The organism is Myroides sp. TSA_177.3, from assembly GCF_052691955.1.
The window spans coordinates 53,322-76,865 of record NZ_JBQZGD010000002.1 but is presented as its reverse complement, the minus strand read 5'-3'; the positions used below and the strand labels follow the sequence as shown (position 1 = coordinate 76,865).

Below are 23,544 nucleotides of genomic sequence, written 5' to 3'. Positions count from 1 at the left end.
TAAGGGAATCTACCTAATTCTAGTGATTTTTTTATTTTTTATGCTCCAGTTGTTTTTTGCGACATAGGTTCGCTTTATTTTTGACTGAAAATAAAGCTATGGCACATCGCATTTACCTCTACAATATAGACAGTGAAACCCATCAAGTAGTTGAAGGGAATTTAGGAGAATGGAATTATGTAATTCCGGATCTATTGTTGCCCCTTTTATCAGCAAATGTACGAGCGAAAGGAAAGGCGTTGTATTTTGATAAAGAAGAAGGACTCAATCGATTGGCTAATTTCTATGATTTGTTGACCGAAACTTATCAATTACAAAATAAACAAGCATTTACGGAAGCTGTCACGGTTATGTTTGAATTTTTGTCTGATTTGCCTTATGATGCGTTTTATATGGATGCAAGTGATGTGTATACCATGAACGAAGAGAAACCGAAAGAACAGGCCAAACAGTGGGTAGAAGAAATCCAACAAAAATGGACGTTGTATCAAAAAGCCATAGAGACAAAAGACTTAGGTGTATTAGATGATTTAATTCGCGCCTCAGGTTATACTTCTTTTCTGGAAGCTTTAGAACACGATTGGGTACAATATGGCTTGGGACATTGGGAGGAAAGTAGCGTAAAACAAACGCGTAGTGTTGTCTTTCAGGAAGGTGAATTACAGGGGTTAAAAGACAAAAATGGAGTAATTATTGCTCCTGCAATATACGATGTTATTTACGCATTTAGTGAGGCCTATGTAGCCGTAGTAGAAAAGACAGGTAAATTCGGCTATATCAATGATCGAGGTAAATTGCTAGTACCCCTAGAATACGAGGATGCTTTTGATGGGTATCTTGTTGATCAAACCAAAGTGGGAATTGTTTGTGTAAACGGAAAAACAGGGCTTCTTCATCTTGATACACATCAGTGGGGGATTCCACCCGAATATGAAGAAATAGAGCAGTTGTACGGTCCTTATTACAATGTTGTACAAGACGAACAGTATCAATTACTCGATTATACAGGAAAGTATATCATTGAAGAAACAAGTGCGACGGCATTTGAACTCGACTATCCCATTAAGTTTTTTGCAAAACAACCCCAAACATCAAAACGAAAATACTATACTGTAACGGGACAATACCTTGGGGACTATCCCGAAGATGTATTGGAAGAATTGCCTTTGGGGTACTATTGGATTAAACCGAATAAGTATCAAAAAAAGAATAGTGTAATCAATCCCATGGGGGAAACAATACTGACGGATATTGACCAACTCATGCTATTTCCAGCATACACTTCTTTTGCCTATAAAGTAGAGAAGCAATGGAAGCTATTTGATTGCCAAGAACAAAAGAACATACTAACCAATGAGGTAATTGCTAAAATTCATGCGAATTATTTGTGTAATTACATGCACGATGCCTATGTGATTCAAACGGAAGAGGGGTATGGGTTTTACCATACCGCATCCCATCGTTGGCTAATTGAACCCCAGCAGGATAATCTAAAAATAGAACATGTAAACCAGTTGTTGCTGCTAGTGACCCAAAAACAGGGAATGCGTTATTTTGATTATCAGACACATACCTTAAGTGAATTGTATACGTATCTATGCGAACCCATTGATTATCATACGCAGCGTTTGTGCTTGTTTCAAGGAACGACAATGTATGATCTAGATCTTGAAGGAAATCGCCAAGAAATTAGCAACGAGCAAATGGGGCAATTATACGAACAACGCTATAATTTACGCGGTAAAGATTTAGCTTTTTTTACTTCGTTTTACGAAGCTTGGACGCAGCGAATGGGCGATCAGTATGAGGCGTATTTTGATGTAGATACGTTATATCGACGCGGAATTGCCGCCAGAGATGAGGAGGATTGGACTTCAGCCATCAAGTATTTTACAATTGGAGCGGAGCGCAAAGATCCGCGTATGTTGTATGAGTTGGGCGTGATTTATACCGATGAAAATGCATGGACAGCAATAGCGAACGGAATTGCTTATTTAGAAGAAGCTGCGGAACAAGACTATGCCGATGCGTGGAATACCATCGGGTATTTGTATCAAAATGGCATTGGATATGCGTATGATTTTGAAGCGATGATTCAAGCGTACGAAAAAGCTGTTGAATTGGGATGTGTTTGGGCCAATAACAATTTAGGCGACTTGTATTTCTATGGACAACACGTGGTACAAGATTACGATAAAGCCTTGTCTTATTATGTGTTATCGGAAAAATATTATGGAAGTTATGCCCAAAACTTGATCGAGATTTACTATCAGAGAAGTGATTTTGATCAAGTATTAAAATACTTGAAGCGCAACAAATACCAGCCGTATATTCACATTTATTACGGTATTCTATACGATCATGGGTATGGCGTTAAACAAAGCGAAAAGAAGGCGGTTGAACACTATGAGCAAGCAATAGAACATTCAAGCTATTTTTATGCCGTAGAGCGCCTTTTATACTATTATAAAGAGCATCCTAAATTTCAAGATGCAATACAGTATCAGCGAATTGTAGATTATGCGCGAATAAACGAAATAGAAATACCCTAAATACAAAAAGAAAAGAGGATGCTTTAGCATCCTCTTTTTATATGATAAACCTTAGAACTGGCGAACCGTTTGTCTAATTGCAACTAATTTAGTCATCAAGTCTTCGAAGTAATCCAAGTGCAACATATTCGCACCATCACTTTTCGCTTCTGCTGGGTTGAAGTGTGTTTCTAAGAAAATTCCATCAACACCCACTGCGATTCCCGCTTTCGCTACAGTTTCAATTAAATCTGGACGTCCACCTGTTACACCACTCGATTGATTTGGTTGTTGTAAAGAGTGGGTAATATCCAATACCGTTGAAGCAAATTGTTGCATAGCTGGAATTCCTCTGTAATCAACAATCATATCTTGGTAGCCGAACATAGTTCCACGATCTGTAACCATCACGTTTTCATTGTGGCAATCCAGTACTTTCTGTACTGCGTGTTTCATGCTCTCTGGACTCATAAATTGTCCTTTCTTCAAGTTAACCACTTTACCTGTATTTGCTGCTGCAACTACTAAATCAGTTTGGCGAACTAAGAAAGCTGGAATCTGTAAAATATCTACATATTCAGCTGCTAGAGCGGCATCAGAAGATTCGTGTATATCTGTAACAGTTGGTACACCAAATTCTTTTCCAACTTTTGCTAGTATTTTTAATGCTTTTTCATCACCAATCCCTGTGAAACTATCAATTCTCGAACGATTTGCCTTTTTAAAAGACCCTTTAAATACGTAAGGAATTTGTAATTTATCTGTAACTTTTATGATGTGTTCTGCAATGCGCATAGCCATTTCTTCACTTTCAATGGCACATGGTCCAGCTAATAAAAAGAAATTATCAGCTTCTGTATTTTTTATTTGAGGTATATTTCTGATATCCATAGTGTTCTTGTATTAGAATTATTTTCGTTTTGTTTTGCCTTTTTGCTTTTTCACTTTAACCATTTCTGGCTTTTGTGCAGCGGCCTTTATTTGGTCGTAATTCTTTGTTTTTAAAAAGTAAGCAATTATAGTAGTAAAGATAATACCAAATGAGAGATTATTCATCACACCATTTCTTAAAAATAAGTCAAAAGAAGCATTCTTCTGGGCTTCTTCCACACTCATTTTAGCATCGTGAATCAATGCTTGTTCTAGGGTTTCCATGAAATGTGGACTTACCTGATTGAAGGTAATGAATTGAACAATAGGGAAGAACAAGGTAATCATGATACACATAACTAACCCCGTTAGAAAGGCTTGTTGCCATTGCATCACGTTGTCAAAATAGTCTTTCTTTTTTTGTCGGATCCCCAACCAGTAAAAAATAAAGAGTAAAAAACTAAATAACATCTCATGTAGTACCTCAAAACGCACCTTTTCAGTGTGGAATCCCATCGACTTTCCTATAAACATCCAAATTAATGCAGCCAAGGTGGCCAAAGCAGCCCATTTGAATTCAATAGAGAATTTTTTCATTGTATTAGCTTAAAATATAATACTTCAAAAGTAAAGTTTTTATTTTATAGCTTAAAATATATTTTTTTCTAATTTTTTTTCTTAGATTTAATAGGAAGTATGAAAAAACAAAATAAAATAACCACTATTTTGTAAATTAATATAGTAAAAAAAACAATTAGTTATGAAAACGCTTATTTTAATTCGACATGCAAAATCGTGTTGGGAGGCTATTACGGAAGATAAGAATAGACCAATCTCAAAAGATCGTGGGGTGCAGGATGCGCTTTTAGTTTCTCAGGCAATTGCTTCACTTTTACCGGATCGTTTTATTGTTTGGACAAGTACGGCGCAACGAGCAAAACAAACAGCCGCTCTTTTTTGTCAAAACTTAGATATCAATCCAACTTATGTCATTGAAAAAGAAGATATTTATACTTTCGACGTCAAGAAACTGGCTCGAACGATAAAAAAATGTGAAAATACACACAATGCGCTGATTATTTTCGGACATAATGATGCTATCACGGATTTTGTTAATAAATTTGGTATGGTTTCGATTGATAATGTGCCAACATCAGGAGTGGTTGTGATGGACTTCCCTCAAGATGATTGGAAAGAAATTAAAAACGGAACTGTAATAAGTAAAGTTTTTCCTAGAGATTTAAAATAAGCAATGAATACAACTACTGCAACACCTAAATATTATTATGTTGATCGTGAGAAAAGCTGGTTGGCTTTTAACGAAAGAGTTTTACAAGAAGCCGGAGATATCACAGTCCCTTTACTTGAGCGCTTGCGTTTCATTGGGATTTTCTCTAATAATTTAGATGAGTTTTTCAGAGTGCGTTATGCAACGATTCGCCGGATGGTTTTAACGGGCGAAAGCAATCGTCGCCTGGGAAGTGGAGTAGTAGTCAAAGATTTGTTGACGCAAATTACCAATCGCGTAATCGTCTTGCAAAGCGAGAGCTTGCGTATCCTTGCTGAAATTGAAAAGCAATTAGAAGCAGAGAAAATTTTTATACTCAATGAAAATACGATCAATGACAAGCAAAAAGCCTTTGTCAAAGATTATTTTTTACATACCCTATCGCATGATTTAGTCACAGTTATCTTGAGTGACTTGGCTCCGTTCCCTTTGTTGAGAGATACACATGGGTACTTAGCAGTAAAGCTTGAGGTAGATGAAGCCTTGCGAAGCCAAAGAAGTAAAGCAAATAAACGCGAAAAAGGAACGCGTTATGCCATTATTGAAATCCCGAACATCGTCAATCGATTTGTTGAATTACCCTCAGAAGATGATAAAAAATACATCATCCTAATTGACGATATTATTCGAGATAATCTAGCGTCTATCTTTGGTATTTTCGATTATAAAGCGGAAAAAGCTTTTATGATTAAAATTACGCGTGATGCGGAATTAGGGGTAGATACGGATTTACATAAGTCTTTCGTCGAAAAAATCTCTAGTGGAGTGAGAGACCGAAAGGAAGGTGAAATTGTTCGTTTCGTTTACGATCAAGAAATGGATCAAGATCTATTGGATTTTTTACTTAAAAATGTAGAGATTGAAATGAACGATAGTATCATTCCTGGTGGACGATACCACAACCGACGCGATTATATGAGTTTCCCAACAATGGGAAGATCTGATCTAACCTATCCCAAACAAATACCGGCAGCCGTACGCGATTTGGATATGGAAGACAGTATCATTCAGCAATTGCAAAAGAAAGATTATTTGATCTATACGCCTTATCAGTCGTTCTCTTATTTGGTTCGACTCTTGCGTGAAGCGGCATTGGATCCACAAGTCTTGTCTATTAAAATTACCTTGTACCGCTTGGCTAAGAACTCTCAGATTATTAGTTCTTTAATCAATGCTGTGAAAAATGGAAAAAAGGTAATTGCACAAATTGAATTGCAAGCGCGTTTTGATGAGGCTAGCAATATTTACTACTCTGAATTGATGCAATCGGAAGGAGTGCAACTGATTTTTGGAGTAAAGGGACTCAAAGTACACAGTAAAATCTGTGTGATTGAGCGATTAGAAAATAAGAAAATTAAGCGATACGGTTTTGTTTCTACCGGAAACTTCAACGAAAGTTCAGCGAAAATATATACGGATGTTACCTTGTTGACTGCTCATAATCAAATTATGAAAGATGTGTCTAAGGTATTTGAATTTTTACAAGTGAATTACCGTGTACACAAGTATAAGCATTTACTGGTATCGCCCCATTATACCCGATCGGGATTCTATAAATTAATTGATCGAGAGATTCGCAATGCAAAGAATGGATTGCCAGCCTACATCCGACTAAAAATGAATAGTTTATCGGATTTGAGAATGGTGGATCGCCTGTATGAAGCGAGTAATGTAGGAGTAAAAATACAATTAAACATTCGCGGGATTTGCTGCCTAGTACCAGGTATCCCTGGGATGAGTGAGAACATTGAAGCCATTAGTGTGGTGGATCGTTTCTTAGAGCATTCGCGTATTTATATTTTTGGCAATAACAACAACCCTGAAGTATATATCTCTTCTGCGGATTTTATGACGCGAAATCTAGATGAACGCGTGGAAGTGACCTGTCCTATTTACGATGAACGAATCAAACAGGAATTGATTGAAACGTTTGAAATTGGCTGGAAAGGAAATGTAAAAACGCGTATTCAATCGGGTGATTTATCTAACAAATACAGGGATAAAAATGGAAAAGAAGACTTTCAATCTCAAAAAGAAATGTACCGTTATTACAAAGACAAACTAAAAGGATAATTCATGTTGAAGATAAAGAAATATGCAGCAATCGACATCGGTTCCAATGCGATGCGTTTGTTGATTATGAATATTGTGGAAGCGAAAGGGAAAGATCCCGTTTTTAATAAGAGTTCACTGATTCGCGTTCCTATTCGATTGGGACAAGATGTATTTACGCAAGGTGAAATTAGCAGTGAATCCAAGCAACGCATGATAGAAGCGATGCAAGCCTTTTATTTGTTGATGCGCGTGAATAAAGTCGAGCGTTTTATGGCTTGTGCTACTAGTGCCATGCGAGAGGCGGACAATGGACAAGAAGTAGCAGAAGCTGTTTTTGCTGCATCCAAGATTAAAATCAATATCATTGACGGCGAAAAAGAAGCGATGATTATTGCTTCTACGGATTTGAAAAATTACATCAATCAGACGAAGAATGTGATGTTTGTTGATGTAGGTGGGGGGAGTTCTGAATTTACAATTTTCAAAGAAGGAGTGCCCTTGGCTTCTAAATCATTTCGCAACGGTACTGTCCGTTTGTTAAACGATATGGTATCTAAAAGTGTGTGGAATGACATCCAAAATTGGGTTAGAGAAGAAACCAAAGATCTGCATGATTTGATTGTTATCGGTTCAGGAGGAAACATCAATAAAGCCTTTAAGATGTCTGGTAAAAGCCAGGATAAACCCTTGTCATATAGTTATTTGAACCAACAATTGACAAAATTGACAGAAATGACCTATGACGAACGTATTGCAATATTGGGATTAAATCCCGATCGTGCGGATGTAATCATTCCTGCGTTGCGAATTTATACGTTTGCCATGAGATCAAGTGGAGCAAAACAGATTTACGTACCAAAAATTGGAGTTTCTGATGGAATTGTAAAAGCCATTTACTTTGGTAAAATCCCATTGGAATACCAAACGATCACGTATTAATACAGGTAAGTGCTTTTTCAAAAAAGCCCAAAAATAAAAATGACGCAAAGTTTCTTAAAAAAAGAAAGCTTTGCGTCATTTTTATTTTTTCTATAACAGTACTTTTTCTTCCAGAGGCAACGTAGCTTTCGGTTGATAGTTATCCAAAGATTTAAACATCAAAGCGTTGATTAAACAATTTTTGCATATAGTCTTGAAGAATCAGCGCATGTGTATGTTCTGTGTCACGCGCAGCATAAACAAACGTAATAACTGGGTATTCTTCCCATTTTTCAATGAATGTAGGAACTAATTCATTGTGTTTGAGTTCTTGTAGATATTGGTAGGTAAAAGTTGGCCAATTTTCAACGATATGTCCATAGGCTTTTCGAATTTCTGTAGTAGGAGTAATGTCTTTGGCCCATTCCTCAATTGCTGCATGTTCTTTGGAAATACCCCGCGGCCATAAACGATCGACCAAAACGCGATAGCCATCCGCTGCAGAAGGTTCTTCGTAAATTCGTTTGATTTTTATTTGCGGTATCATGTTGAAATTGATTTAATTGCGCGATTAAGTCCTACCTTCTAAGATACAATTATTCTTTGGGAAATTCTTTTTTAGGATGCGAAATAATGCTACATATTTTTTATACACCAACTTTCTATTGTGTTTTTTACATTAAAATCATCAAATGTATTTTCAATTACTCTTTGCCTTCTCTTTTTATTTTTAGGGATATTATAATATTCACCTTTATAATACACTACTATATTATATGTATCAATTATAGCAGTATCAAAAGTTAAGTAATTATCATAGATAATAATATTGTCATCGTGCCATAACGCTCTATACAAACTCTCTTTTTTAGGAAATATTCTAAAAAGGTCTAGTTTTTGACCATCTTTATTAGAAAACGATACTTGCTTTAATTTAGTACTACGCAAACTATATTCTAGGTTGTTTAGTTTATCGCTAAGAATATTGTTTCGAATATAAAAAGAATCAAGTTTAATTAGTTGGTTATTATACAGCATTTCACCTTTCAAAAATCCTTGATAAGAAATAGTTGTTCTACTATTTTTTGCATAATTTCCAATATACAAGGGACTTCCTGGCTTAACGAAACTCGATAAGTCGTAATTTTGAGCATAATTACAAGAATAAATAAGTAATATTAGAATAGTTAATAGTTTGTGTATCATAATTTAAAGATAGAAAAAATAGTAATACTTTTTACTTTCCATTTAAATTTAAATGACAAGCGTATTGAAACGGTTTATAACTCTTTTATAGTAGATAATAATAGCTTAACTTATTAGGAAATACGCCTTTCCAGATACCGAAATCAACACTTGTATTGTTGTTTCGAACCATCTACCTGAGGTACATCTAGAAGTGGATAATTAAAATGGTAATATTAAAAATAAATGTTTAATTATTAATTTTTTTAATAAAAATTATTTTAATTAAATTTGTTTGTTAACATTTTTTTCTAAATTCAGAATAAATAATTTTTTTAAATATTTATATTATGGGAAATTTTTTTATTTTTTAGGAGTATTCCTTTTTTCATTATCAGGTTATGCACAAATTAAACCTGATTCTGATAAAGATGTTATTTTTGAAGGGCAATTGGCGAGTCGAGGATAGGATTTCATGTGGCTCTAAAAAGGAAAAATGTGTAACTATAATGGAGCCAATTCGTTTGTCACCACCATCAAGTGGCCAAAAAATTAATGAAAATGAATCTATATTAATTTATCATTCAGGAAAAAAAGGATGAATATTTTATTATAGATAAAAAATCTTTAGAAGCCAATGCTGGTAAGCTGGGGTCGGTAGGTTCAACTTTGTATTTTGAATATTTTAAAATTTTATTTATAATTAATACCTTATGGAAGTAATTGACACCTATTTTAAAAGCGTTAATAAGAGCCTTCTTTTTTTATTTATTTTTATTTTCTCCACTAGTTCATTTTCACAAGAAGTGTATTTTAGAGTATCAGAAAATGATTGTTTTAATTGTTATGTAAACATAAACCAGCATATCATAGGAAAAAGTGATATTCAATTTTTATTTCCTGAGAGTTCTAAAGGAAAAAGATTTGATGAATTTAATAAGCGATTTTTTAAAAATCAAATAATAAAAGAAAAGGTGATTTTTTCTGATAGTTTATATGCATTGACGAATCAGCCTTTAGATGATTTATCGGGTTTAGTTTTTATTTATAATGGCAATGTTATTTTTTCAGAAAAAGGGGCATATATAGATGAAGAAAAATTAAAGAGATTCAATAGCAGCGTTTTAAGTTTTACGATGACACTGAATATCAGAGAAAAAGGGTTTTCTAATAGGAATTTAATAAAAGCAGATTATAATGATGATCATTTATTGATTACTGATTTTCTGTTTAAAAAACTATACTTAATTGATGGTGTTGAAAATACCGAAATTAATTTTGATGCAATTGATTTTTTAGATATTGCCAAAAAAAGTCTAAAGAATGTAGAATATTTGGATTTAGAAAAAAATATTGATTTAATGTCAAGGTATGGAAAAAATGGTATAGAATTAGTAAATGTTACCTACTCTGAAGGAAAATTTTACATTAGCTTATATTGTCCTTTTATTTCAGATGACGAAATTATAGATGAAAATGGGAATAAGAAAGAAGTTTTTCGTATTGGAAATAAACCAAATTATTTAGTGCTTAAAAAAGAAGAGTTTAATGAGCGCAATGTACTGAAAAATATTTTTAGTTTTGATTTTGAAAATGAACAATACTTTTATGCTTTAGATGAACTTGTACAAGGCAATAGTCTATTGAAATTAAATCAAGTTATTTATTCAGATGAACAATTTAACAAAGATCAATCATATCCTTTATTTACTAAATTTCATATTGATGCTGCAAATAAAAGGATAACTTTTGATAAGTACTTAGATAGTATGGATTTGCTTGATTTTCAAAAATATAAAAATTTTAATACATTAGAATTCATCAATGTAATTAGTTTTATATCGCAAGATCAAACTATAGTGTTAAAGGATTTTCCTTATGTTATTGAACCTCTTTTAGGTACAAAAAAGAAACTTGAATGGGATGAGAACGTGAATAAAGTTTCTTATCCCCAGGATATTAAGTATAAAAATTTACAGTTTTGGAAAAGTAATAATGGATATAGTCTGCTCTTTCAAAAAGAGGATGAAATAGTAGTAAAAGAATATACTAATACATGGGAATTGAAGAGTCAGAAACCTTTTATGTTCAATAAAGCATTTATCAAACAGCTATACATAACTAAGAAGTACATTTATATGAAATCCACAACCGAAGATATTTATCGTATTGATAACTATTTGATTTAATATGTTATTTTTTTGTCTATGTGAAAATAGTTTATAGATGTATAAACCTCAATGAGTTAAATTCTTATTGAGGTTTTTTTTTCTCTCTCATTTTCCGTCACCCATCTTAAAACTTCTCAATCGCGCCCAATCCAAACAATGCAAAATCGTATTTCACGGGATCAACAGGATCTAATTCACGCAAAGCCGTATCCAATTCCAATAGTGCTTTGGCATCGTTTTGTGTGCGTTTTAAAATGCCCAATTTGCGTGCCATATTTCCTGAATGCACATCCAAAGGACAGGACAACTCACTTGGAGATACGCCTTTCCAAATACCGAAATCTACGCCTGCATTGTCTTGGCGCACCATCCATCTGAGGTACATATTAATGCGTTTTGCAGCCGATCCTTTTAATGGATCCGAAATGTGCTTTTGCGTACGTTGTTGGTGTTGAATTTCAAAAAATAAAGTTTTAAATTTTGAAATACGTTCCTGTAGAGGCAGGGAAGAATCGCTAAATACTCCTTCTAAACCTCTATGATGGCGGTAGATATGCTGTAACGCCTGAATAAAAGTAGCGAAGTCCGTACTGTTAAAGGTACGGTGAACAAATCCAGTTAAAGCATCTAGATGATCTTCGTTGTGATTCATGACGAAATCATAGGGAGAATTGCCCATTAGTTCCATCATTTTATGCGCATTTTTGATAATCATTTTGCGATTCCCCCAAGCAATGGTTGCACTTAGAAAACCTCCAATTTCAATATCTTCTTTTTGCGTATATAAATGAGGAATTTGTACAGGATCATCCACTATAAAAGAAGGATTGTTGTACAACAGTACTTTCTCGTCTAAAAATTCTTTGAGTTCAGCTTTATTCATCTAACAAAGGTAGGAATTAAACCTAAAGAAAACTGTTGTTTTAAAGCGAATTCAAAAAGGCTAATAGATCTTCTCTTTCCTTTTTGGACAACTGTTTGAATTTATCTTTAGCGCGTTGTGCTTCACCACCATGCCAAAGAATGGCTTCCGTCAAGTTGGTTGCTCGACCATCGTGTAAGAACTGCGTATGTCCGTTGACTAAATACTGAAAACCAATGCCCCAAAGAGGTCTTGTTTTCCATTCTCTGCCCGTTGCCATAAAATCCGGTCGACCATCGGCTAAATCTTCTCCCATGTCGTGCAACAACATATCCGTATATGGATAAATGGTTTGATAAGCTAAGGCTTTGATTGGACTAGGTCCTGTTTTTTGTTTCGGGACATGGCATTTTGCACAATCAATTTCTTCAAAGATACGCGCGCCATTGCGGACATTTTGATTGTCGTGAAAGCGAGAAGCTGGGACTGCCAAGGTTTGGGTATAAAAAGTGACCGCATCAACAAGAGCATTAGACACTTCTATTCCAGCCTTCAAGCCATCATCTCCATTGGTCTGTCCATATCCCGTTTCATAAGGAAATACATAGTTGGTAATTCCCATATCATTGTTGAAAGCAGCTGCACATTGCTCTAGGAGTGAAGCCGTATTGGCTTTCCATCCAAAGCGACCTAATTTTGTTTGTTTGGAAATCACATCGTATACATAATTAGCCTTTCCATAAATGCCATCTTGATTGGCATCGTTTGCATCAATTTGAGCAAGAATATATTCCTCAGGAATAGCTTCTAGTAAACCTAAACCAAATACTGGAGAACCAATACGCGGAGATAACAAGATATTGGCAGGAATGGGAATATAGGATTCGACCAAACTATAGTGTGGTTTACGCAAAGTTACTTTCGTTCCGTCTGCTAATTCTTCTACGAGAGTGGAATAAGTAACCTGAAATTGAGCCTCTGGTTCCACACCAAATACCGCCTGATTTTGTATTTGTAATCCAAAACCAGGAACAGGAACGGGGCCTCCGTTATCCGCGATGCCTGGTAAACTTACACGCATGAAAAAACCACTTCTCGCATTGAGGTTGGTAGGGAAGGGCGCTCTACCATCTTTGGGATGACAAGAGATGCAGGAAGAATTATTAAAAATCGGACCTAAACCACCATTTACTTTATTCGGCGGAGTTACATAAACGGATTCAAAAGTCAAGTCTCCTGTTAGATGTAAGGCTAGGTCAGCTCCTGATAAATTAGGAGCAGGGGTACCATACGCATTACTGGTATTGATAAAAACAGTAGTGGCTCCACCTGCCAATTGACGATCCAACAAAGAAGGAAGTTCTTCATAAGGCGTAGCATCATCACTAGAACAAGAGATAAAAAAAGAAGAAAAAAGAAGTACGGTAAGGAGTGAAATGTATTTCATTGCAAAAGGAAATCAGAGGGTGTTGTATGGAAAAAGAATACACCTTTTGGGGTGTATTCTTTTATAGATTGGGTTAGTAAGATGAATTAAAGACTATTGATATAAGGTTTCAATTTAGACTCTAATAAAGTAGATAAATCATTAACAATGTTTTGCGCTTTGATTACTTCTGGTCTATGGCTATAAATAGCTTCTGTAAAGGTTCCAGGAATTGCTTCAATAGCTGTAATTGCTGCGGTGATTGCTGTTTTGATTTCCGTATCTAAGGCTTTGTTATCTCCAGCAACAATTTCAGATAATCCTTTAACCGATTTATTGTATCGGCCTAAATAGATATTTTCAATACTTCTCATATTGTCTGCGAAGTCTCTTTTAGAATTGTTGCTAAAACGAGATTCTTCTTTTTCTGGGTAAGGAGTACTTCCTTCTGAGTTTAATGGATCTTCAATTTTACCTGTTCCTACTTCATCGGCAATGGTAATTAATCCATCGACAATTTCTTCTAATGCTGCAGCTTTTGAAGGGTATTTTGTCGAGTTTATTCCCGCTGAATTGAAGACTGCAACGTAATTTCCACCATCAACTTTCCATTGATCATAAAGCAATTGCGTATTTTGTTGTAAGTCTTCCGTAGCAGCTTTCAAGTATTCTTTTTGTCTAGCTGTAATATCTGCCGCTTTTTTAGAACCAGTTTCTCCCCATAGTAAGAACTCTATTAAGTGAAAACCACGTGCTTCGTTATTCGAACTAATTAAAGAAGCAGTGATTGCTTGATTACTTCTCAAAATGTTGTTCATCGCTTCTACATCCACAGGCCAAGTATCCATAGCTGGGTCAATTCCCTCTGTATCTACAGGACCATATAAGAACCCTTCTGATTGTTCCCAAGGTTTTCTCGTTTCAATCCACGCTTGTTTAGCTAATTCTAAATTTGCATCTGTTGCGTTAGCTGTAAAGTTGCTGATCGCTTTTCTCAAAGCATTGGCCTTGTCATTTAGATCGCGATAGGTTTCTGTAACAACACTTCCTGTTAAATCTGAAATTACAGTTGCGTATAAATCATCCTTTTTGGTGTCTGTAGAGGAGTCATCATTATTACTACAGTTCATCATCATGAAAGAAGTAGCAACCAATCCTAAAGCTAAAAATTTGTTTCTCATTATTTTATACTATTTGTTTTTTATAATTAAAAAGTAAATCCAATTCCTGCAGAGAACGTATTCTCTTTCTGTTTGTTTCCTGTATTTAAAGAAGTCACCGGATCAAAGTGGTCTGAACCTAGTCGTCTTGTTGCGTAATGCGCTTTAACTACGATTTGTGGATGAACAAACCAGTTGATTCCGCTGGTCCAAACACTTCTTTCCCAACGCGGTTTTCGAACTACAGCACCTTCTGTTTCATGCATGGTGTCATAGTATTCGTAACGTACAAAAGGATAGAGTTTTTGCGTTGTTGTATTGTTGAAGAAGTGGAGCACCTCATACCCAATATCCCCAGAAAAACCAATCATATTTTTCCCTACAGGCGTGCGTTTCACACCCAGATTATTGGAAAGATTGGCATTTTTTCGGCTGACAATGTTAGAGTTCTCTACATTTCCATATAAGAAGACAGAACTAAATTTTAGGTAGTCCTCATCATAACTCACATGGGCTTCTAGGATGCTGACATAAGCAGAAACATCCATGTCATTTTTAGGTCTATTAGCCGCTGCATCGTTGATGTAGGCTGAAACTCCCGCAAATGTGTTTTTATTAGTGCCAAATTTGTAATCGAGTCTAGCAGCGTACGCTAAACTATTGCCAACGGCCATTTCAAATCGGGTTTGATGCCCTCTTTTTATCCAATTTCTCGAGCTAAATCCAGTAGCATCCAATCCATTGGTGATGGAAAATTCATAGCTAAATCTATTTTTTAAGAATGTACCGTAGAATTGAATTCCGTTCTCATACCACCCCAGAGGAAGCATTTCATTTTCCATTTCTTGTCGGTATGTGGTGAAATACTGTGTTGGACGATCGAGATTTTGTGCCAAACTCAGGTGTAGTTTCATGCGTCCAACGCGAACATTGAAGTAGGGGCGAATTTTAAAATCAATGTGAATTTGCTCTAGTTTTACTTCTCCTCCTGATTCAATTTCTTTCTCATATTCACCAAATTCTTCTTGTGTATCAAGCTCTATAGTAGAACCCGTTCCGCCATGTTCATATTCGATTTCCGTTTTTAAACTAATCCAATCATTGAAGCGATAGCCTAAATACAAATTCAATCGTTCTGCATCAAATTTATTCTTGATGTTTGGATCTGTATCATAACGCCCATAGTTGTAATAATTAACAGCGCCATAGCCACTTAGTGTAAAGTTGTTTAAGCTGACTAATTTTTTCTTGTCCTCTTTAAGCTCTTCGAGGATTTCTTTTTTTAATTCTTCTTTGAGTTGTTGAAGCGGAATAGCGTCTTTGTCTTGGGCTTGCGTAAGGAAGCATTGTAAGGCCAAACAAACCAGTAATCTTGTTTTCATAAAGTGGTTATGAGGTGATTAAATTCAGTAAATTTTGACGCAAATATATGTTTATTTAGATTTATTAAAAATAAAATATAAGATTTTTTTAACTTTGTATGAAAATTAATGCTTGCTAATTAGTAGGTGTATGTTTGATTTTTGGGTTAAATATTGAGTATATTCATTTATTATTAAGAAATAAATTCATTATATGTAAAAATTGGTAAATTATTTTTTGAATTTGATTTAAATTTTGTGCTAAAAAAAGGGGTTTTTAAGGGGTGAAATGGGTTGAAAAAGAGCTTTACTGGTTTTTTGAAGTAAAATTTTAACTTATTTGTTTTTATTTGGTCTAAATAAATATATATTTGCCGTCAAAATTAGTATATCCTTCACGAGGTATTGACTTATAATTAACAAATAAAGATCGGCATGTTTTCTTGTTTTCCTTTCATCAAAGGGGATGGATTTGAGTTTCGTTTTCTCAGGATGAAAGAAGAGAAGTAGCTGTATAAAAGTTGAAAAAGGCAATATCGAATGATAGAGGATTAAAAATATAACCCCAAAGAAATATGAAAAAATTATATGTACTCTGTGCCTTTGTAGTAACCAATTTTTGCATAGGCCAAACATTTAACGATGCCCTAAAAAAGGCAACTGCAGAAGATAAACCTGTTATGTTAGTTTTTGCTGGCTCCGATTGGTGTGCTCCTTGTATCAAATTAGAAAAAGAAATTTTTCAATCTGCCCTTTTTGAAGCAGAAAAGAAGAATTGGGTGTTGTACAAGGCTGATTTTTTAAAGAAATCAAAGTTACCCGCTGAGGTTAAGAAAGAGAATGGTCAATTGGCCGATCAGTACAACCAAGAAGGATATTTTCCTTTGGTTGTGGTATTAAATTCTACGGGAAAAGTACTGGGGAAATTGAGTTATTCGAAAGATACGCCTGCAGCCTACATCAAAAAACTACGTGAATTTATTCAATAAAATAAAAACGGTTTAGCATCCATTTTTCTTCATTCCCTTTACTATGTCTTCCATTTTTAGTCGAGCGTTTTTCCTCATGGGATGTAATTTCGATGTTACTATAGTCGCTGATCAGTTAGAAGTAGCTCATGCTTTAATTGATAGGGCCATAGCCGAAATGAAACGCATAGAGTATCTACTTTCAGAGTGGATGCCTGATACCCCTGTTTCTATTGTCAACGCTCATGCTGGTATACAGCCTGTGCAAGTTCCTGAAGAGCTTTTGGAACTAACTGCTCGCGCGTTGAATTTTTCCAAACTTACCGAAGGTGCTTTTGATATTACCATGGCGGGTTTGAATCAAATTTGGACCTATGATGGGACCATGAAGAAGCTTCCTTCTTTTGCTGAATTAAAAGCGGCTATTCGGCATGTGGGCTATCAAAAGATTCAATTGGATCGAGCAAATCAAACGCTTTTTTTAGCGCAAAAAAAGATGAAAATAGGTTTTGGTTCCATCGGAAAAGCCTATGCGGCGGATTATGCAAAAGCTTTTTTAATGCAGCAGGGCGTGCAGGCAGGAATCGTTAATGCCTCGGGGGATATGGCAGCTTGGGGAACTCAACCCGATGGAAAACCTTGGTCAGTTGGCATCGTAAATCCCCTAAATAAGGCAAAGGTTTTCGCTACGTTTCCTTTAGAGAATGGCGCTGTTGTCACTTCGGGAACGTATGAAAAATACGCGGTCATCGGCGATAAAAAGTACTCGCATATTATTGATCCTCGTACTGGGATGCCTACAACAGAAATAGCAAGTGTTACTGTTTTTGCTCCTAAAGCGGAATTGGCTAACGGAATTTCAACATCTATTGCCGTGATGGGAATTGAAACGGGCTTGCACCTCATCAACCAGATTCCCAGCGCTAGCTGCGTTATTGTCGATCATAAAGCCAATTTATTCACCTCAAATAACATTAAAACCAATACGATTTAACAATGAGAAAACTATTTTACATGGGATGTTTGGTCTTGCTTCTCCCGTCCTGTCAGACGGTCAAAGAATACGAGAAGCAATACATCAATGATCCCGATATGGTACTAAGTGCGCATACATGCGAACGCTATGAAACTAATTTTCAGGTATACAGAGAAGGGGCTTCGGGCGCCAATGGAGGTAAAACGGGGGGAGGTTGTGGATGCAATTAAATAAAAAACAATGAAAAAACGACTCATTACTTTAATGTCTTTAACCTGTGTATCAGGATTGCTATCTGCACAAGAACATAACTCAACTCCACCCAGCTATAAAAAGAAAGTCTTGGAAACAACAGAACTCGATTTTTTAGGTAGTTATTATGATCAAAAAGGAAAGCATTCGGCTGTAAATGGCGGAATGGGAACGGAAGAACTGGATAATTACGCCGGAAATATGATTTTGTCTATTCCAGTGCGTTTGGATGGAGTATTGTCTTTTGATGTGGGATTTTCAGCTTATACTTCAGCGTCTTCAAGTAATATCAACCCCTTTATGAGTAGACAGATTACGCAAGTAAATGCTACGGGGGCTTCTACAGGTGCTACTTCAGTTGAAAGCACTAAAACACTGCAATATGGTAGCCCTTGGTATGCCTCAACAGGGCCTTCGCGCAAAGATGTCTTGTACAATTTGGGAGCGAATTACAGCCATAGTTCGGATGATAGAAACACCATTCTTACGGTTAATGCTGCTGTTGCCAGAGAGTTTGATTATGAATCCATCGGCGTAGGCATTGGTGTAACAAAGCTCTTCAATGAAAAGAATACAGAAGTTGGGCTAAAAGCCAATGCTTATTTTGATACGTGGAAGCCTTTCTATCCTACTGAATTAGATGAATATCACACCTATGGGACCAATTTCCAAAATGCAGGCTATTTTGCCAATGTAGAAATTTATGACCAAAACGGAAATGTATCGACTAAATATTTACCTGATCGATTTGTCGCTTTTGATGATTATAAACGCAATTCATACGCGGTTTCATTATTCGCCACACAAATTGTAACAGAAAAAATGCAACTCGCTGTATTTGCTGATGTTTTATATCAAAAGGGATTGCTATCAACGCCTTATCACCGCATCTATTTTGCAGATAAACCCGCTTACTATATAGGTACGCCAAATTATATTCCACTCTATGATTCTCCGCAAAATACAGAAGTGTATCGCTTAGCAGATGACATCGAACGCCTACCTGATACGCGTTTTAAATTACCGATTGGTATGCGTTTGAATTACTACGTCAACAATTGGTTAACCCTACGCAGCTATTACCGTTTTTATACGGATGACTGGGAATTGCGATCGCATACTTTTAGTTTGGAATTGCCTGTAAAAATATCAGAACGCATTACGCTATTTCCGATGTATCGTTTCTACACCCAAAGTGAAACTAAATATTTTGCTCCCTTTGGTCAACATACAACCAAGCAAAAATATTACACTTCTGATTACGACTTATCTGCCTTTGATAGTCATCAGTATGGAGGTGGTTTGGTTTACAACAACCCTTTTAGCAAAGCAGCGATTGGAGGCTTCTCCTTGAAAAATTTTGAAATCAGGTACAACTACTATGATCGAAACGATGGGTTAAGTGCGAATATCGTAAGTGTTGGATTAAAATTTGTACAATAAATTTAGAAGAGATGAAAAGAGCAGGAAGTTTAGCTGTCATAGGCCTATTCCTTTTGTTACTAGGATGTAATAAAAATGACGATTCCTCAGATACGCCTAAAGAAGACCTCGTTGGGATTTGGAGATTGAGAGAAAGAATAGAAAATGATCGTTTGATTACTTTGGGAATTTGTGATCTCAAAGAAGTTTATGTATTCGGAAAGGATCAGTATTCCCACGAAACCTATAGCCAGGAGCGCGTGAAATACAAAGCTGCAGGCGAGCCAAGTAAAAACGCAGGAATTAGCATTTTTGGAAGTGATGATGACTATTATACTGAAATTGACAATACGATTAACTGCAAATCCAATGGAGTAGTCTTAGGAACTTGGACGAAAATAGGAGGAGATAAGTATCAACTGAAAGGAACAAATACAACTGAAAATAAAACAGTTGAGCTTTTTTTCAGTGCAGATAAAAAAACCTTTTATCTAGAGCAAGAAACTCGTTTAGCAGGCAAAACATATAGCAGTTATTCGGTTTATAAGAAACAGTAAAATAGCCCAATAATCACAAGAATATAGAAGGAACCAAAGGGTTGATCCCAAAGTTGTATCAATAGTGCTAAGTAACACACATAATTATAATTATTTTAAACACACACACTATGAGTTTTAAAAAAGCAGGATTATTGAATGTCCTAATGTTACTATTTATTATGGTAACTAGTTGTAGTAAAGGAGATGATAATACAGTAGACCCAGATAATACACCCACAACCAAATTACCTACTTTGAGGTTAACGGCTAGCCCGAAGGACGCTTTTGTCAATGAAGATATCGCGTTTAAAGTTGTCGATGAAAAGGGAAATGTCGTAACAGATGCGAAGCTTTTTGTCAATGAACAAGCCTTAAATGCTACGACTTTTTCTTCAAAAACAGCAGCAAGCTTTAAAGTTTATGCCCAAAAAGCAGGGTTTAAAACCAGTAATACAGTTGAGATTCGCTTTATGGACGAAGAGGATGTTGATGCCGTAGTAACCGGAAAATGGAAGTTTATTCCGTCTGCAGTAGAGACTATTTTCGAATTCAAAAAAGACATGAATTTTACCTATACACAAGGAGGGATAGAGAAAAAAGGAACCTATACAGTCAAGGGAAATAGAGTACAGTTGACTTTAGTTGATGGGAGTTCTCAAGACGATGACTATGGAGTAATTAATATTTCGAACTATACGGCCAATTTACTAGATGTTGATATGATTATCAAAGATGGTTTTAAAAATGGTAAAACAGGACAATTGGAACGCGTAGTAGATGTAGATCCAGGAACTGGTGGAGGAGACGATGATGACGATGACGACAATCACGTGAATATCAATTTACAAATGTTTTATGGTGAATGGAGAGGATATGAAGATAATAACACCGAGTATGTGATCAAAATGAAGTTCAAATCGGAAAAGATGGAGGCGGAAGCTAAGAATATGGGAAAATACAATCCGGTATTGTACCTTGTTGATGAAATGCGTTATTACAGTTTGTACAATTCAAGCACGCTACTTCTTGAGGATAAGCACTCAACAATCAAGTATTACTTTAAAGTATCGAGCTATACCAATAGAGAGATTGTTGGAACCCTATACTTAGATAGCATGATTCCAAGTAATGGTATCAAATTGACGTTACAAAAGAAATAAACAGCTTTTTAAATGGATACAAAGAGGGTAACTCATTTGAGCTACCCTTTTTTTATTTTGTATCAAGGCTATGAATTACTAGTCATCAAACCATCGGTCATGATGAGTTTGCGGTCAGCCATATCAGCTAGTTCTTCGTTATGTGTTACTATAACAAAAGTTTGACCAAATTCTTCTCTCAATTGGAAGAAGAGATTATGTAGGTTCTCTGCCGTTTTTGTATCTAAATTACCCGATGGTTCATCAGCGAAGATTACCTTGGGTTTATTAATTAAGGCTCTAGCAACGGCAACACGCTGTTGTTCTCCTCCGGATAGTTCGGAAGGAAAATGGTGTGATCGATGTGAAACACCTAAATAGTCCAATAATCTTTTAGCTTCTTGTTCCGTTTCTTTTTTCTCTCTTCCTGCAATAAAGGCTGGAATACATACATTTTCTAAGGCATTAAACTCCGGAAGTAGTTGGTGAAATTGAAAGATGAACCCCAAGTTTAGATTTCGGAAGGTCGAAATTTCTTTGTCTTTCAACTGTAAAACATCTGTATTATTGATGACAAGAGAGCTATTTGGTTGAATAGTAGGTTTGTCCAATGTCCCTAAAATTTGAAGTAAGGTTGTTTTCCCAGCACCAGATGCACCCACAATAGAGATGATTTCTCGCTCTTTGATGTGGATATCAACTCCTTTTAAAACTTCTAACTGGTCATAGGATTTTCTAATATTCGTTGCTCGTATCATAATACTGTCTTTGATCGATTACAAAATAACAATGTTTTACTTCAATTAAAAATTAAAAAAGGAAAAATATTTCAAATGATTATTGACTTCCAATGATAATTAATAACTTAGACCTAGTAAAAAGAAGTAGTAAAGCATTGAATAAATGAAAAAAGCAATAGTAGCAGGGGGATGTTTCTGGTGTACAGAAGCGGTATTTAAAAGTTTAAAAGGAGTAATCGACGCAGTTCCAGGGTATATAGGAGGAGCGAAGGCGAATCCTACTTATGAAGAAGTTTGTACTGGAGAAACAGGGCACGCAGAAGCCATTGAGATTACCTATAATGAACATGAGATTAGTTATACTGAATTGTTGGAAATCTTTTTTGCAACACACAATCCAACGACGTTAAATCGACAAGGAGAGGATGTGGGGACGCAATATAGAAGTGAAATTTTCTATGTAGATGAAGGACAAAAACAAGCAGCTTTAGAATATATCGGTATTTTAAATGACGAAAAGGTTTTTGATCAGCCTATTGTTACACAAGTAAGTCCCGCTTCAACCTTTTATGTAGCAGAAGAGTATCACAAAAACTACTTTGAACGCAAAGGAACAGAAAACCCGTATTGTCAGATGGTGGTAAAACCAAAAGTCGAAAAATTTAAAAAGAATTACGCTTCTAAATTAAAATAAACCGACCCATGCAAGAGCAACAAACACAAACAAATTCACTCAAAACAAGACAGTTGATTATTGGTCTATTCCTTGATTTATTAGGGATGGCAAGCTATTTGATTCCTGGCTTAGGAGAATTTAGCGATGTGATTTGGGCCCCCATATCGGCTTTTATCTTAGCCAAAATGTACCCTGGAAAAGTAGGGAAAGTAGGAGCATTAGTTAATTTTGTGGAAGAGCTATCTCCAGGATTGGATATCATTCCAACCTTTACCTTAACCTGGGTGTATACCTATTATTTTCAGAAGAAAAGTTTCTAATAAATATTGTTTTTTATTTTGTTAAAATCATAAATTTTTCTTAACTTTAAAGTGCTTCCAACAATAAGCTTGGAGGTGGAAAAGCATTGATTAACTATAAACCATAATTTTATGAGAAACTTATTTGTGATTATTTGTAGCGTTCTTCTATTCGTTAGTTGTAAAGAAACAAAAAACAGTAGAGCGTTGGGGGATGAGAATGCAGGGAAAACTTTAATAGGTTGGTATTACTATAATTTAGGAGAAGAAAAGTATGACGATTTGAAACAATATCTCGACCAAGATTTTTTTAAAACAACGACAGAAGCGGAGTTTTATGCTAAATTAAAGGAGAGACAAACAGAACTTGGACATATCGTTAAAGCTGTTTTTAGAGAGGGCGATATGACAGAGGAAAACAAAAAAGAAAAAATTAAAGAATTCGAATTTGAATACGATGTTCAATACGAAAAAACGGCAGCAGTTGAGAAATTCCATTTAATCAAAAGAGGAGATGAATTCAAAATTGCTAAGATCGATTTCTAGAATTAGCACAACATATTATAACTCATGATTGGGTGTAAAAAGAGAAGTTTAAAATGAACTTCTCTTTTTTTGTTTTATACAAGGAATATTAAATATTCCAACTGAAGGAAAGAGTATATACGGAGAAAACTGTACATTTGTTAGCAATACTAGAGAGTAA

General features: G+C 35.5%; 23 protein-coding genes. 14 read left to right on the top strand and 9 right to left on the bottom strand.

The window, feature by feature from the left end:
- The first annotated feature begins 98 nt into the window (after positions 1-98).
- Positions 99-2,552, top strand: coding sequence for a tetratricopeptide repeat protein (locus ACUTSE_RS02410; RefSeq protein WP_445639089.1), 2,454 nt, complete (start codon positions 99-101; stop codon positions 2,550-2,552).
- Between the two features lie 51 nt (positions 2,553-2,603).
- Here ACUTSE_RS02410 and kdsA read toward each other — a convergent pair whose 3' ends face one another.
- Both kdsA and ACUTSE_RS02400 read right to left on the bottom strand, forming a co-directional pair.
- Positions 2,604-3,422 carry a 3-deoxy-8-phosphooctulonate synthase gene (kdsA, locus tag ACUTSE_RS02405; RefSeq protein ID WP_002985271.1) on the bottom strand — a complete coding sequence of 273 codons (819 nt, stop codon included), beginning with the start codon at positions 3,420-3,422 and terminating at the stop codon, positions 2,604-2,606.
- 18 nt (positions 3,423-3,440) lie between these two features.
- Positions 3,441-3,998, bottom strand: coding sequence for a DUF4199 domain-containing protein (locus ACUTSE_RS02400; RefSeq protein ID WP_445639088.1), 558 nt, complete (start codon positions 3,996-3,998; stop codon positions 3,441-3,443).
- A gap of 163 nt (positions 3,999-4,161) precedes the next feature.
- Between ACUTSE_RS02400 and ACUTSE_RS02395 the strand changes: the two genes are divergently transcribed.
- Genes ACUTSE_RS02395 through ACUTSE_RS02385 form a run of 3 tightly spaced genes read left to right on the top strand, consistent with a single transcriptional unit; the run spans position 4,162 to position 7,683 of the window.
- A complete protein-coding gene (locus ACUTSE_RS02395; protein ID WP_353100185.1) occupies positions 4,162-4,650 on the top strand; it encodes a SixA phosphatase family protein in 489 nt (162 codons plus the stop codon).
- Between the two features lie 3 nt (positions 4,651-4,653).
- Positions 4,654-6,762 carry a polyphosphate kinase 1 gene (gene ppk1 / locus ACUTSE_RS02390; protein ID WP_002985265.1) on the top strand — a complete coding sequence of 703 codons (2,109 nt, stop codon included), beginning with the start codon at positions 4,654-4,656 and terminating at the stop codon, positions 6,760-6,762.
- Between the two features lie 3 nt (positions 6,763-6,765).
- Positions 6,766-7,683: a Ppx/GppA phosphatase family protein gene (locus ACUTSE_RS02385; protein ID WP_002985263.1), complete on the top strand. Its 918-nt coding sequence runs from the start codon at positions 6,766-6,768 to the stop codon at positions 7,681-7,683.
- A gap of 151 nt (positions 7,684-7,834) precedes the next feature.
- Here ACUTSE_RS02385 and ACUTSE_RS02380 read toward each other — a convergent pair whose 3' ends face one another.
- Positions 7,835-8,209, bottom strand: a complete 375-nt coding sequence (locus ACUTSE_RS02380) for a DUF488 domain-containing protein (protein WP_353100178.1) — start codon at positions 8,207-8,209, stop codon at positions 7,835-7,837.
- 89 nt (positions 8,210-8,298) lie between these two features.
- On the bottom strand, positions 8,299-8,868 hold the full coding sequence (locus ACUTSE_RS02375; protein ID WP_445639087.1) for a hypothetical protein: 570 nt from the start codon (positions 8,866-8,868) through the stop codon (positions 8,299-8,301).
- Positions 8,869-9,560: 692 nt separating this feature from the next.
- Here ACUTSE_RS02375 and ACUTSE_RS02370 point away from each other — a divergent pair.
- Positions 9,561-11,036, top strand: a complete 1,476-nt coding sequence (locus ACUTSE_RS02370; protein ID WP_445639086.1) for a hypothetical protein — start codon at positions 9,561-9,563, stop codon at positions 11,034-11,036.
- Between the two features lie 106 nt (positions 11,037-11,142).
- On the opposite strand, the gene ACUTSE_RS02365 is transcribed toward ACUTSE_RS02370, so the two are convergent.
- The 4 genes from ACUTSE_RS02365 to ACUTSE_RS02350 all read right to left on the bottom strand — a co-directional run bounded on the left by ACUTSE_RS02365 (position 11,143) and on the right by ACUTSE_RS02350 (position 15,848).
- Positions 11,143-11,901: a TIGR02757 family protein gene (locus tag ACUTSE_RS02365; RefSeq protein ID WP_445639085.1), complete on the bottom strand. Its 759-nt coding sequence runs from the start codon at positions 11,899-11,901 to the stop codon at positions 11,143-11,145.
- A gap of 40 nt (positions 11,902-11,941) precedes the next feature.
- Positions 11,942-13,327 (bottom strand): di-heme oxidoreductase family protein, encoded by a 1,386-nt coding sequence (locus ACUTSE_RS02360; protein WP_445639084.1) that lies wholly within the window; start codon positions 13,325-13,327, stop codon positions 11,942-11,944.
- Between the two features lie 86 nt (positions 13,328-13,413).
- Positions 13,414-14,487, bottom strand: coding sequence for an imelysin family protein (locus ACUTSE_RS02355; protein WP_445639083.1), 1,074 nt, complete (start codon positions 14,485-14,487; stop codon positions 13,414-13,416).
- A gap of 26 nt (positions 14,488-14,513) precedes the next feature.
- Entirely contained in the window at positions 14,514-15,848 is a 1,335-nt protein-coding gene (locus ACUTSE_RS02350; RefSeq protein WP_445639082.1) for an autotransporter outer membrane beta-barrel domain-containing protein, read from the bottom strand.
- 554 nt (positions 15,849-16,402) lie between these two features.
- On the opposite strand from ACUTSE_RS02350, the gene ACUTSE_RS02345 reads away from it, so the two are divergent.
- From ACUTSE_RS02345 to ACUTSE_RS02320, 6 genes are all read left to right on the top strand, one after another.
- Positions 16,403-16,816: a thioredoxin family protein gene (locus ACUTSE_RS02345; protein ID WP_445639081.1), complete on the top strand. Its 414-nt coding sequence runs from the start codon at positions 16,403-16,405 to the stop codon at positions 16,814-16,816.
- Positions 16,817-16,859: 43 nt separating this feature from the next.
- Positions 16,860-17,789, top strand: coding sequence for an FAD:protein FMN transferase (locus tag ACUTSE_RS02340; protein WP_445639080.1), 930 nt, complete (start codon positions 16,860-16,862; stop codon positions 17,787-17,789).
- 2 nt (positions 17,790-17,791) lie between these two features.
- Positions 17,792-18,001 carry a DUF4266 domain-containing protein gene (locus ACUTSE_RS02335; protein ID WP_230848010.1) on the top strand — a complete coding sequence of 70 codons (210 nt, stop codon included), beginning with the start codon at positions 17,792-17,794 and terminating at the stop codon, positions 17,999-18,001.
- A 10-nt stretch (positions 18,002-18,011) separates the two neighbouring features.
- Entirely contained in the window at positions 18,012-19,466 is a 1,455-nt protein-coding gene (locus ACUTSE_RS02330; protein WP_115090534.1) for a DUF3570 domain-containing protein, read from the top strand.
- Between the two features lie 11 nt (positions 19,467-19,477).
- Entirely contained in the window at positions 19,478-20,002 is a 525-nt protein-coding gene (locus tag ACUTSE_RS02325) for a hypothetical protein (protein WP_445639079.1), read from the top strand.
- Positions 20,003-20,112: 110 nt separating this feature from the next.
- The gene (locus ACUTSE_RS02320; RefSeq protein ID WP_445639078.1) at positions 20,113-21,144 is read left to right on the top strand and encodes a hypothetical protein; all 1,032 of its coding nucleotides are present in this window, start codon (positions 20,113-20,115) and stop codon (positions 21,142-21,144) included.
- Between the two features lie 68 nt (positions 21,145-21,212).
- Here the strand turns inward: ACUTSE_RS02320 and ACUTSE_RS02315 are convergent, their stop codons facing one another.
- Positions 21,213-21,881, bottom strand: coding sequence for an ABC transporter ATP-binding protein (locus ACUTSE_RS02315; protein ID WP_115090531.1), 669 nt, complete (start codon positions 21,879-21,881; stop codon positions 21,213-21,215).
- 145 nt (positions 21,882-22,026) lie between these two features.
- On the opposite strand from ACUTSE_RS02315, the gene msrA reads away from it, so the two are divergent.
- The 3 genes from msrA to ACUTSE_RS02300 all read left to right on the top strand — a co-directional run bounded on the left by msrA (position 22,027) and on the right by ACUTSE_RS02300 (position 23,384).
- Positions 22,027-22,557 (top strand): peptide-methionine (S)-S-oxide reductase MsrA, encoded by a 531-nt coding sequence (gene msrA / locus ACUTSE_RS02310; protein WP_115090530.1) that lies wholly within the window; start codon positions 22,027-22,029, stop codon positions 22,555-22,557.
- Positions 22,558-22,565: 8 nt separating this feature from the next.
- Entirely contained in the window at positions 22,566-22,859 is a 294-nt protein-coding gene (locus ACUTSE_RS02305) for a hypothetical protein (RefSeq protein WP_115090529.1), read from the top strand.
- A gap of 111 nt (positions 22,860-22,970) precedes the next feature.
- A complete protein-coding gene (locus ACUTSE_RS02300) occupies positions 22,971-23,384 on the top strand; it encodes a hypothetical protein (protein ID WP_445639077.1) in 414 nt (137 codons plus the stop codon).
- The last annotated feature ends 160 nt before the right edge of the window (positions 23,385-23,544 follow it).